Origin of the sequence: Lichenicoccus sp., from assembly GCF_965277665.1 — a bacterium.
Lineage (GTDB): Bacteria > Pseudomonadota > Alphaproteobacteria > Acetobacterales > Acetobacteraceae > Lichenicoccus.
The window spans coordinates 1,612,405-1,623,885 of record NZ_OZ255835.1 but is presented as its reverse complement, the minus strand read 5'-3'; the positions used below and the strand labels follow the sequence as shown (position 1 = coordinate 1,623,885).

Genomic DNA, 11,481 nt, shown 5'->3' with positions numbered 1-11,481 from the left:
CGGCGGCATGCCGCCTGCCTTGCATCCAGTCGGTACGCCGTCGTCCCTGGTCATAGATCGGCTGGCCTGGCGCGACGGTGGCTTCACGCCGGGGACGCGCTGCATCCCCGAGGAGATGCCGGTGGCATTCTCCTACAACCGGCTGTCGCACGCGGTGATGATGGCGACGCCCGCCGACCTCGAGGATTTCGCCCGCGGCTTCTCGCTCAACGAGCGCATCGTGTCGGATCTCGCCGAGATCGAGGAGATCGAGCGCGTTGACCTGCCGGCGGGCGTCGGCATCGAGATGCGCCTGTGGATCGATCCCGGCCGCATGGCGGGGCTGGAGAGCAGGCGGCGGCGGATCGCCGGGCCGACCGGCTGCGGGCTGTGCGGCATCGAGAGCCTGAAGGAGGCGATCGCCGTGCCGGGTGATCCGGTGCCGGCCGGCCACGCGGTCGAGGCCGCCGAGATCATGGCGGCGATGGCGGCGATGCGGCCGGCCCAGGCGTTGAACCGCGAGACCCGGGCGGTGCATGCGGCGGGGTTCTTCCGGCCGGGGTCCGGCCTGCTCGCGCTGCGCGAGGATGTCGGCCGGCACAATGCGCTCGACAAGCTGGCGGGCGCCTTGAGCGTTGCCGGACAGGACGCGGCGGACGGCATCCTGGTGATGAGCAGCCGCATCTCGGTCGAGCTGGTGCAGAAGGCGCAGCGCATGGGGGCGACCATCCTGGCCGCCGTCTCGGCGCCGACCGCACTCGCGATCCGGACCGCGCAGGCGGCCGGGCTGACCCTGATCGCCGTCGGACGCGAGGACGGCTTCGAGCTGTGCACGCATCCGCAACGGATCCTCGGATCCGGCGGCACTTGAGCATGGTGCCCCGGGTGCCGGTGCCCCAGGTTCTGGTCCGGGGCGCCGGCGTGGCCGGGCTGGTCACCTCGGTCACCCTGGCCGAGCGCGGCGCCGATGTGACCTTGGCCGAGCAGGGGCCGCGCATCGGGTCGGGTGCGTCGTGGCAGGCCGGCGGCATGCTCGCACCCTGGTGCGAGGCCGAGACGGCGCCGGTGGAGATCATGCTGCATGGCGAGGCTGCGATCGACTGGTGGCTGGCGCACGTGCCGGACGCGGTGCGCGCCGGCAGCCTGGTACTGGCGCCGGCACGCGACCAGGGCGAACTGCTGCGGTTCGCGCGTCGCACCGACGGGCACGAGTGGCTCGATGCGGAGGCGATCGCAGCACTCGAGCCGGCGCTCATCGGGCGGTTCGGCCGTGCGCTGCTGTATCCGCGCGAGGCGCATCTCGACCCGCGCGCAGCACTCGCGGCCCTGGCGGCAAGGCTGCAGGCCACGGGCGGCAGCCTGCAGCTCGATGCCGGTGACTATGACCGGGCCGCGTTCACCCACGTCGTCGACTGCCGCGGCTTTGCGGCCCGGGCGACGGTCGCCGCCCTGCGCGGCGTGCGCGGCGAGATGCTGCTGCTGCGCTGCCCGGATTTTGCCCTGCGGCGGCCGGTGCGGCTGCTGCACCCGCGGCATCCGGTCTATCTGGTGCCGCGCGCGGACCATGTCTTCATGCTCGGGGCCACCATGGTGGAGAGCGAGCAGCAGGGCGGCATCACCGCGCGTGCGGCGATGGAACTGCTCGGCGCCGCCTATACGTTGCATCCGGCGCTGGCCGAGGCGGAGATCATCGAGACCGGCGCCGGGCTGCGGCCGTCCTATCCGGACAACATGCCACGCGTGCGCGTGCAGGAGGACGGCACCATCAGCGTCAACGGCATGCACCGGCACGGCTACCTGCTGGCGCCGGTGCTCGCCGCCGAGGTGGCCGGGATCCTTGGCTTGCAGGCATCCCTGGGACTGCATACTTGAGAGGCATATGCAGAGCCTGGAGACCGTGCATGCGCATCTTGGTCAACGGCGCGCCGCACGAGGTCGCGTCCACCACCCTGGAGACTGTCCTGGTCGAGCTCGGCTACACCCAGCCGCGGCTCGCGACCGCGTTGAACGGCGACTTCGTGCCGGCTGTGCGCCGGGCGACCCAGGCCCTGAATGACGGCATGCGGCTCGAGATCGTCTCGCCGATGCAGGGAGGCTGAACGGTGCGGCTCTATGGCGCCGCGTTCGCCTCGCGGCTGCTGCTCGGCACCGCGCAGTATCCGTCGCCCGACATCCTCGCCGAGTGCGTGCGGGCGGCCCAGCCGGCGCTGGTCACCGTCTCGCTGCGTCGCGAGGGCGCCGGGCCGGGTGCGAGCCGGGGCGCCGGCGAGGCGTTCTGGTCGCTGATCCGCGACCTCGGCGTGCCGGTGCTGCCGAACACCGCGGGCTGCCACACCGCGCGCGAGGCGGTCACCACGGCGCAGATGGCGCGCGAGGTGTTCGCCACCGACTGGATCAAGCTCGAGGTGATCGGCGACAGCGACACGCTGCAGCCGGACGTGTTCGGGCTGGTCGAGGCGGCCCGCATCCTGTCCGGGGACGGCTTCAAGGTGCTGCCGTACACCACGGAGGACCTTGTCGTGGCTGAGCGCCTGCTCGGGGCCGGATGCGAGGTGCTGATGCCCTGGGGCGCGCCGATCGGTTCGGGCAAGGGGCTCAACAACCTGTTCGGCCTGCGCGCCTTGCGCGCCCATTTTCCCGAGGTGCCGCTGGTGGTGGATGCCGGGATCGGGCTGCCCTCGCACGCGGCGGCGGCGATGGAGCTCGGCTACGACGCCATCCTGCTCAACACCGCGGTCGCCAGGGCGGGCGATCCGCCGGCGATGGCGCACGCCTTTGCGCAGGCGATCGAGGCCGGCCGCGCCGCCTTCCTGTCCGACCCGATGGCAAGCCGCGACATGGCGTCGCCCTCTACGCCGGTGTTCGGCCGGCCCCTGCTTGCATGAGCGGGCCTTGCACGAGCGTGCTGGCTTGAGCCTGCCGTCGCGCGCCTACCCGGTGGTGGACAGCGCCGCCTGGGTGCAGCGCCTGGTCGAGCACGGCGCGCGGCTGATCCAGCTCCGGGTCAAGTCGTCCGACACCGCCCATCTGCGGCAGCAGATACGCGCTTCCCGGCTGGCCTGCGTCGCCGCCGGCGCCACGCTGGTGGTCAACGACCATTGGCAACTGGCGATCGAGCAGGGGGTCGGCTGCATCCATCTCGGACAGGAGGATCTGGACGAGGCGGACCGCGAGGCGATCCGCGGCAGCGGCGCGCGGCTCGGCATCAGCACCCATTCGGACGCCGAGCTCGAGCGCGCGCTGGTGCTGGCTCCCGACTATGTCGCCCTCGGGCCGGTCTATCCGACGACGCTGAAACTCATGCCCTGGGCGCCACAGGGGCTCGACCGGATCGGCGAATGGCGCCGGCGCATCGGCTCGCTGCCGCTGGTGGCGATCGGCGGCATCACCCTGGAACGTGCCCCGTTGTGCCTGGCCGCCGGCGCCGACTGCGTCGCGGTGGTCTCGGACATCGTGGGACACCCCGATCCGCAGGCGCGTATGTCGGCCTGGGTGCGGATCCTCGATGACGAAACTCAGGAGGCCGGCACGTGGTCGTAGGTCGGGTCCAGCCGCGAGCGGAGGAAGTCGGCACCGGTGGTGGCCCGATAGCGTGCCACCATGCCGGGCTGCGTCAGCACCGGCACCACGGCGGCGTCCGGATTGGGATCGAGAAAGAACGCGATCGAGTAGCGCTCGCTGGCGGGCTGGCTGACGCGGTGCGGCGTCGAGACATAGACATCGTTACTCCAGCGCATCAGGCAGTCGCCGATGTTGCAGACGAAGCTGCCCGCAATGTGCGGCGCGTCGAGCCACGCGCCGTCGCGCCGCTGCACCTGCAGCCCGGCAACCCCGTCGACCGCGAGGATGGTCAGGTTGCCGTAGTCGGTATGGGTTCCGGCACCCGGAGCCGACTTGTCCGCGGTGCTGGCAGGATAATGCAGCAACCGCAGCGTCGCCATCGGCAGGTCCAGGGCGCTGTCGAAGAAATGTTCGGGCAGGCCGAGATCGAGCGCCAGCCCGCGATGGATCAGCGTGCCCAGCGACAGGCAGGAATCGTAGTACGACAGCATCAGCCGTCGGAAGTCCGGCTGGTCCGGCCACGCATTGTCACCACGGAACGGCTGCGCGCGCGCGGGATGCGCCGGTGGCAGCTCGAGCCCGATATTGAACGCCTCCTTCCGGTCCGGCGCCGCGCTCATGTCGAGCCGCTCGAGACCGAGTTCCACATAGCCGCGATTGTTGCCGGTGCGGCTATGCGCGAGCCGCCGCTTCTCCTCGATCGGCAGGGCGAAGAACGTCCGCGACGCGCCGAACATCGCCTGCATGGTGGGCTCTGCGATGCCGTGCCCGGTGACGTAGAAGAACCCGACCTCGCGGCAGGCGCGCCCGAGAGAAGCGGCGACGGCCCGGCGCTTGCTCTCGTCCGGCGACCGCAGCGGCGCGATGTCGATGACCGGGAGGGTCGCCGCCTGGTCCTGCGTCATGACCCGGTGACCAGCCTGCGCTGCTTCCAGTCGAACCGCATCGTGTCGAACAGGGTCGGCACCTGGTCCCAGGGCTCCTGCGGCCGCGGCACCGTATAGGCCGACACCGCGATCTCGTTTGGCGACACCTCGAGGCGCAGGAAGCCGAAGCGGTCGTCGTAGTAGCTGTTGAGCGTGACCCCGGACTGGCCGGGCACCGCATAGGGCGTGATCAGCGGCTGGCCGTTGATCTTCGCGACCTTGTGCAGGTTGTGGTAGCCGCCTTGCCCGGCCACGAAATACGGCGTCACGCCGCCGCCATCCACGTCGGCGATGCTGAAGCGCTGGTAGTTGTGCACATGCGCGGTGAACACCATGTCCGCACTCCGCCCGGCGCTGGCGAAGGAGTTCGCGAGCAGCGTCGCCATCGGCTTGCTGCCGGAATGGTACGTGTCGAGCGAGTAGATCGGATGGTGCAGGGCCACGATCAGCGCCCGGTCCGTCGGCGCCGCCTGCAGCTCGCCCACGAACCAGGCCGCCTGGTCGGCCTCGACGACGCCGCCTTCCGGAACGTTCGTGTACAGGCCGATGATCGTCGCGAACGGCGTGTTCAGTGTCCAGTACACGTTCGGCTGGATCATTGCCGTGCGCGACGCCTCGCCGGCGTCCGGCGAATGCGTGCCCGGCGTGGCCGCGCAGAAATTGCGCACGAAGGTGGCCAGCGACGGCAGCGGGTTGGTGCGGGTGCCGTCATCGAACACGTCGCCGTCATGGTTGCCGGGAATGCCGATGATCGGCAGCGGGTAGTGCGCGTAGGGATCGTAGAACTGCGGTACGTATTGCTCGGCCTGGCCGTCGAAATAGACCACGTCGCCCAGATGGTAGAAGAACGCCGGGACGCCGTACTGTCCCGAAACGCCGGCATCATGCTCCATCCCTGCGGCCACCAGCGTCTGCGGGTTGGGGTCCAGCACGCCACCGGTGTCGCCCACGACATGGAACGCCATGCCGCCGGCCTTTCGCGCGGCAGCGACCGCCTTCGGCACGATTGCCTCGAGGTCGAGCCGGAACGGCGACGCGCCCGTAGGCGCGGGCAGCGGCTGGAACGGGCTGCCCTTGAACAGGGGCGATTGCTGCGGATGCGGCGGGGCCTGCGAGGGACGGCGCTGGCCGAAGCCGTGCCCCGGATTTGGATGACGCGCCATGGTCGACCTCCGTGCAGATGCTGGCCGTCGGCGCCGCAGGCCGCGGCATTGACAGCGCAATCAGGCGCTCCATACCCTGTCCCTAACTAGGTAGCGAACGCCCGGCGGGCGCAGCAAGCCTGAACCGGAGGAAGTCATGTCCCACACCCTGCTGCGCCGCGCAGCCGTCGCCACATCTGTGATTGCGTCCCTGGCACTCCCCGCCCTCTCGGCCGGCCCCGCCTCGGCCCAGCAGCCTGCTGTGGTCGGCTACAGCGTCTCCACCCTGGCCAACCCGTTCTTCCAGGGCATGTCCAACGGTGTCGTGACCGGCATCAAGGCGCATCCCGACCTCTCCCTGATCGACACCAGCGCCAACGGCGACGCCAACACCCAGGCGACCCAGGTGCTCGACCTGATCAACCAGCACGTTGCCGCCCTGATCCTGAACCCGATCAACGCCAACGCGATCGTGCCGGTGGTCCGCCAGGCCAACAAGCGCCACATCCCGGTCTTCACGCTCGATCGGGGGGCTGCCTGCGGCAAGTGCCAGGTCAACTTCCTCGAGACCGACAACGTGGCCCTCGGCAAGGAAGGTGCGGACTTCATCGCAGCCCAGCTCCGCGCCCGCTACGGCGCGATCAAGGGCAACGTGGTGGACCTCGAAGGCCTGCTCGGCACTACCGCCGGCGACGATCGCGAACGCGGCTTCGCCACCGAGTTCGCGACATTGTCGTCCGCCAATCCTGGGCTGAAGCTGGTGGCCAGGCAGGCCGCCGACTTCGATGCCGACAAGGGCTTCAACATCACCACCCAGCTGCTGGCCGCGCACAACGACATCGACGCGATCTTCAACGGCAACGACGACAACGCGATCGGCGCGGTGCGCGCGATCCGCCAGGCCAATCGGTTCGTGCCGATCGGCGATCCGAAGCATATCGTGGTGATCGGCATCGACGGCACCGAGCAGGGCCTCAGCGCCATACGCAAGGGCCAGATGGACGCCACCCTGTCGCAGAACCCGCTCACCATGGCGGCACAGACGGTGAACTACATCGACCAGTACCTGCATGGCGACAAGTCGAAGATCCCGGCACACCAGTTCTGGCCGCACGTGCTGCTGACCAAGGCCAACCTCGACAGCCCGGACGTCAAGCAGTACGGCCTGTGGGGCGACCAGGTCGCGGCCCAGTAGAAGCGGCCCGGTAGAATAGGCGGCGACCGGGGGCGCCCGCACCGTGGCGACGCTGCTGGAGATGCGCGGCATCAGCAAGTCGTTCCCCGGCGTGCGTGCGCTGGCCGACGTTTCGATCACGCTCAAACGCGGCGAGGTGCTCGGCATCGTCGGCGAGAACGGCGCCGGCAAGTCCACCCTGATGAAGGTGCTGGCCGGCGCCTACCGCGCCGATGCGGGCCACGTGCTGCTGGACGGCGCCGAATTCACGCCGCGTGGTCCGCGCGACGCGCTCGATGCCGGGATCGTGGTGATCCACCAGGAACTCAGCCTGGTGCCGGACCAGACGGTCGCCGAGAACATCTATCTCGGCAACCTGCCGCGCAATCCGTTCGGCGTGGTGCGGCGCGCGCTGCTGTATCGCAACAGCCGCGCGCTGCTCGCCCGCGTCGGGCTCGACGTCGCACCCGCAACACCGGTGCGCCGCCTCGGCATCGCCCAGCAGCAGCTCGTCGAGATCGCCCGCGCCCTGTCCCGCGAGGCGCGCGTGATCGTCATGGACGAGCCGACCGCGACGCTCACCATCGCCGAGCAGCGCATCCTGTATGCAACGGTCGCCGCCCTGCGCCAGGCCGGCATCGGCATCGTCTTCATCAGCCACCATCTCGAGGAGATCTTCGAGATCTGCGACCGCGTCACCGTGATGCGCGACGGCGTCACCGTGGCGACCCGGCCGGTGGGCCAATGGGACGAGGCCGGCCTGATCCAGGCCATGGTCAACCGGCCGATCTCGGCGCTGTTCCCGCAACGGGTGGCCAGCATCGGCGCCCCGATGCTCGACGTCGAGAACCTCTCCTCGACCGGCCGCTTCTCCGGCGTGTCGCTCACGGTCCGCGCCGGCGAGGTCGTGGGCGTCGGCGGCCTGATGGGGGCCGGACGCACCGAGGTGCTCAAGGCGATCTACGGCGCGCTGCCCGACACCACCGGTAGCATCCGCATCGGCGGCAACATCGTGCGCATACGCAGCCCGCGCGAGGCGATCGCCGCCGGCATCGCCTTCGTGCCCGAGGACCGCAAGGGCGAAGGCCTGGTGCTGCCGTTTCCGGTGCGCGCCAACGTGGCACTCTCCACCCTCGGCAGGCTCGCCTGGCTGCGCGTGTTCAGCGCCGCCGGCCGCACCGACCGCCTCGCCGCCAACGCCGTGGACGAGCTGCGCATACGCACCCCGGGGATCGGCACCGTGGTCTCCAGCCTCTCCGGCGGCAACCAGCAGAAGGTCGTGCTGGCGCGGGCGCTGACCACCCACCCGCGCGTGTTCCTGCTCGACGAGCCGACGCGCGGCATCGATGTCGGCGCCAAGGTCGAGGTCTATCGCCTGATCGGGGAACTCGCGGCAGCGGGCGGCGCGGTGCTGGTGGTCTCGTCCGACATGCTGGAGCTGCTCGGACTCTGCGATCGCATCCTGGTGATGCGCTCCGGCCGGCTTGCGGGAGGCATCGAGCGCGAGGCGTTTAGCCAGGAGCGGATCATGGCGCTGGCGGCTTTGGGGTGATGGTGGCCAGTGAAGCCAAGGGGCGCTGCCCCTTTGACCCCGTCAAAGGCTTGCCTTTGAAATCCATTCTAGAAGGCTGACATGTCATCTACCGAGACGAAAAACTCGAAGGCGGCGCGCTTCAGCCTTGGCGGGGTTGGCCGGGCTCTGAACGAGCTGACCATCGTGGTCGGGTTCGTGGCGATCTCGCTGTACCTCGCGATCACCACGCCGGCATTTCTCAGCACCGCCAATATCCTCTCGATCCTGCTGGCAAGCTCGCTGATCGGCATCGTCGCGGTCGGCGAGACCTTCGTCATCGTCACCAGCGGCATCGATCTTTCGGTGGGCTCCGTGGTGGCGTTCACCGGCGTGATGACCGGCCTTGCCATCCACGCGCATGTCCCGGTGCCGCTCGCCGTGCTCACCGGCATCGGTATCGGCGCCTGCTGCGGCGCGTTCATCGCCTTTGCCATCACCGTGCTCAACATGAGCCCGTTCATCGTGACGCTGGCCGTCCTGGCGATGGCGCGCGGCCTCGCCTTCATCGTCACCAGCGGCAACACGATCTTCGACTTCCCCGACAGCTTCGACAATATCGGCGGCGGCAATCTCGGGCCGGTGCCGATCGCCGCCCTCATCGCGGCGGCCGTGTTCCTGCTCGCCTGGGTGGTGCTGTCGCGTACCGTGCTGGGTGCGGAGATCTACGCCGTCGGCGGCAACCGGGAAGCAGCCCGCCTCGCCGGCATCCCGGTCAACCGCACGCTCGCCATCGTCTATATCATCAGCGGCGCGCTCGCCGGCCTCGGCGGCGTGGTGCTGGCGGGACGGCTCGACAGCGCGCAGCCGATCGCCGCCGTCGGCCTGGAGCTCAACGCGATCGCCGCCGTGGTGATCGGGGGCGCCTCCTTGTTCGGCGGCAAGGGCAGCATGCTCGGCACCCTGCTCGGCGTGCTGATCATCGGCCTGATCAATAACGGCCTGACGCTCAAGAACGTGCAGCCGTTCTGGGTGCAGTTCATCCAGGGCGCGGTGATCTTCGGCGCCGTGCTGATCGACAGCCTCAACCAGAAGCGCCGCGGCCGGGTCTGACCGGCGCGGCCCCTCTTATTGGGTCGACGCCGGCGGCTTGCCGCCCGCAAGCTGCTTCGCGATGAACGCCCCCGGCGTCAGGCCCGCCGCCGCCGCTGCCTGGTTGATCTGCGCCACCGCATCGGGCGGCAGTGGGGCGTTGACCAGCACCTTGGACACGTCGGGCGGCACCAGGCGGGCGAACTGTCGGCCGGCCTGGTTCGAGAACGCGATCAGGGTGGCGCGCTTCTCCGCCCGCGTGAGGTCGGCGCGCGTGGCGACCACCGGGCAGTAGGCGGCGTTCAGCGCGGTCACCACGTCCGAAGCGGCCGCATCGGGGTTGTCGCGTCGCACCCGCGCGATCACGCCGGTGATGCCGTTCTGCAGGTTGCTGCGATCGGCGGTCGCCAGCATGCTGACGTCGGCTTCGGTGGCGAGCGCGCCGGGGATGGTGCCTTCGCCGATCTTCGGGCAGCCGAAGCTGCGGGCCGCGATGCTGCCGCCGAGCCCGACAGGGGCCGTGGCACGCAGGTCGCGCACGAAGCTCGATGTCGCGTTCGCGGGGGCGCCGTTGTGCCAGGCGGTGCGGATGTAGTTGGCGAGGTCGGCGAGCTCCTGGTCGCCCAGCGCGCCGCCGAAGCGCGGCATCGCGCCGTAGTTGCCCTGGCCCTCGAGCCCGGCCAGCACCGGGGTGATCGCATTGCCCGGATCGTCGCTGCGTATTGCGTCGTTGCCGGCGAGGTTCGGGATCGAGCCCTTGACCCCCAGGCCGCTCTCCTGGTGGCACTGCGCGCAGTTGGCGACATAGACCGCATGGCCGCGCGCGACTGACGGCCCGCGCTCCGCCTTGGCCAGCGCCGGGGCCGGACGGCCCGGGCGCGCCGGCGTGTTCTTGAGGTAGAAGACGATCGCGCGCACGTCGTCGCCGGTCAGGTGCGCCATGCTCTCATGCACGACGTCGCTCATCGGGCCGAACACCACGCCCCGGTGGGTGCTGCCGGTCTGCAGGAACTCTACCAGCTCGTCCTCGCTCCAGGCGCCGATGCCCCAGCGCGCATCGGACGAGATGTTCGGCGCCCAGAAGCTGTCGATGCGCGCACCGGCCAGGCTGCTTGCGTCGATGATGCCGCCCATGACGTTGCGCGGCGAGTGGCACTCGCCGCAATGGCCGGGACCCTCGACGAGGTAGGCGCCGCGGTTCCACTCGGCGGATTTCGACGCGTCGGGCTTGAAGTAGGCGGCGCGGAAGAACAGCGTGCGCCAGGCGAGCAGGCTCTCGCGTATGCTGAAGGGGAAGTTCAGCGAGACGTCGAGCCGCGGTGCATAGACCGGCTGCAGCGACATCAGGTAGGCGTGCACCGCATCCACGTCGCCACGCGGCATCCTGGTGTACGAGGTGAAGGTCATCGTCGGATAGACATACTCGCCGTGCTCGCCGAGACCCCGGTGCAGCACGTCCCAGAACTGCTCCTCGGTCCAGGCGCCGATGCCGGTCTGCTTGTCCGGCGTGATGTTCGGCGTCGCCATCCGGCCGAACGGCGTGTTCAGGATCAGGCCGCCCGCATAGGGCCGGCCGCCGATGGCGCTGTGGCACGGCATGCAGTCGGCCGCCTGCACAAGATAGGCACCCTTCCGGATCAGCGCCGCCGCCTGCGGATCCGACGGCATCGGCCTGGTCAGGATCGGGCCGTAGGTCGAGGACCCGGCGTTTGCCCCCTGGGGCGCGGCGGCTGCCACCTGCGGCGGCCCCGCCTGGGCCGATGCGGCCTGCGGTGGCGCGGGCGGATTGGCCGGCGGGCGCGTGTCGGGCCCGTGGCCGGGCGGCAGCGGCGGCGGGGCGTTCGCGGCGGCGGGGCCTGCGGCCGCATTGCCGTGCGCGCTTTGGTCCGGCTTGGCCACGGTGGCAGGCGCCGCCTGTGCCGGATCGGGCGTCAGAGTGTCGCCCTGGGTGGCATGCTGCGCCCGCGCCGCCTGCCACGGCAGCATGGCAAGCGTCGAGACGCCGCTGAAGAGGACGGTCAGCGCGCCCGGCAGCAGCAGCAGAGCGGACGCCGCGCGCCTGGCTCGCGTCAGCATGCTGGGCAGCTTTGCAGGCAT

General features: G+C 70.2%; 11 protein-coding genes. 8 read left to right on the top strand and 3 right to left on the bottom strand.

Features of this window, described 5'->3' with window-relative positions:
- The first annotated feature begins 19 nt into the window (after positions 1 to 19).
- From fdhD to ACQY4O_RS07440, 5 genes are read left to right on the top strand one after another with little or no spacing between them, the layout of a single operon-like run.
- Positions 20 to 850, top strand: a complete 831-nt coding sequence (gene fdhD, locus ACQY4O_RS07460) for a formate dehydrogenase accessory sulfurtransferase FdhD (protein WP_428375555.1) — start codon at positions 20 to 22, stop codon at positions 848 to 850.
- A 2-nt stretch (positions 851 to 852) separates the two neighbouring features.
- The gene (locus tag ACQY4O_RS07455; protein ID WP_428378136.1) at positions 853 to 1,851 is read left to right on the top strand and encodes an FAD-dependent oxidoreductase; all 999 of its coding nucleotides are present in this window, start codon (positions 853 to 855) and stop codon (positions 1,849 to 1,851) included.
- Between the two features lie 29 nt (positions 1,852 to 1,880).
- Positions 1,881 to 2,078 carry a sulfur carrier protein ThiS gene (thiS, locus tag ACQY4O_RS07450; RefSeq protein ID WP_428375554.1) on the top strand — a complete coding sequence of 66 codons (198 nt, stop codon included), beginning with the start codon at positions 1,881 to 1,883 and terminating at the stop codon, positions 2,076 to 2,078.
- 3 nt (positions 2,079 to 2,081) lie between these two features.
- Positions 2,082 to 2,864: a thiazole synthase gene (locus ACQY4O_RS07445; RefSeq protein ID WP_428375553.1), complete on the top strand. Its 783-nt coding sequence runs from the start codon at positions 2,082 to 2,084 to the stop codon at positions 2,862 to 2,864.
- 7 nt (positions 2,865 to 2,871) lie between these two features.
- Positions 2,872 to 3,519 (top strand): thiamine phosphate synthase, encoded by a 648-nt coding sequence (locus tag ACQY4O_RS07440; RefSeq protein ID WP_428375552.1) that lies wholly within the window; start codon positions 2,872 to 2,874, stop codon positions 3,517 to 3,519.
- On the opposite strand, the gene ACQY4O_RS07435 is transcribed toward ACQY4O_RS07440, so the two are convergent.
- Together ACQY4O_RS07435 and ACQY4O_RS07430 are read right to left on the bottom strand one after the other, a co-directional pair.
- The gene (locus ACQY4O_RS07435; protein ID WP_428375551.1) at positions 3,495 to 4,445 is read right to left on the bottom strand and encodes an isopenicillin N synthase family dioxygenase; all 951 of its coding nucleotides are present in this window, start codon (positions 4,443 to 4,445) and stop codon (positions 3,495 to 3,497) included. The two genes, ACQY4O_RS07440 and ACQY4O_RS07435, sit on opposite strands and share 25 nt — an antisense overlap.
- Positions 4,442 to 5,629: a metallophosphoesterase family protein gene (locus ACQY4O_RS07430; RefSeq protein WP_428375550.1), complete on the bottom strand. Its 1,188-nt coding sequence runs from the start codon at positions 5,627 to 5,629 to the stop codon at positions 4,442 to 4,444. The genes ACQY4O_RS07435 and ACQY4O_RS07430 overlap by 4 nt, the downstream gene beginning before the upstream one ends.
- A gap of 136 nt (positions 5,630 to 5,765) precedes the next feature.
- Here ACQY4O_RS07430 and ACQY4O_RS07425 point away from each other — a divergent pair, with 136 nt between their 5' ends.
- The 3 genes from ACQY4O_RS07425 to ACQY4O_RS07415 all read left to right on the top strand — a co-directional run bounded on the left by ACQY4O_RS07425 (position 5,766) and on the right by ACQY4O_RS07415 (position 9,405).
- On the top strand, positions 5,766 to 6,803 hold the full coding sequence (locus tag ACQY4O_RS07425) for a sugar ABC transporter substrate-binding protein (protein ID WP_428375549.1): 1,038 nt from the start codon (positions 5,766 to 5,768) through the stop codon (positions 6,801 to 6,803).
- Positions 6,804 to 6,846: 43 nt separating this feature from the next.
- Positions 6,847 to 8,334, top strand: a complete 1,488-nt coding sequence (locus ACQY4O_RS07420) for a sugar ABC transporter ATP-binding protein (protein ID WP_428375548.1) — start codon at positions 6,847 to 6,849, stop codon at positions 8,332 to 8,334.
- Positions 8,335 to 8,415: 81 nt separating this feature from the next.
- Complete coding sequence (locus ACQY4O_RS07415; protein WP_428375547.1) at positions 8,416 to 9,405, top strand: ABC transporter permease; 990 nt, start codon at positions 8,416 to 8,418, stop codon at positions 9,403 to 9,405.
- A 15-nt stretch (positions 9,406 to 9,420) separates the two neighbouring features.
- Here ACQY4O_RS07415 and ACQY4O_RS07410 read toward each other — a convergent pair whose 3' ends face one another.
- A complete protein-coding gene (locus ACQY4O_RS07410) occupies positions 9,421 to 11,481 on the bottom strand; it encodes a c-type cytochrome (protein WP_428375546.1) in 2,061 nt (686 codons plus the stop codon).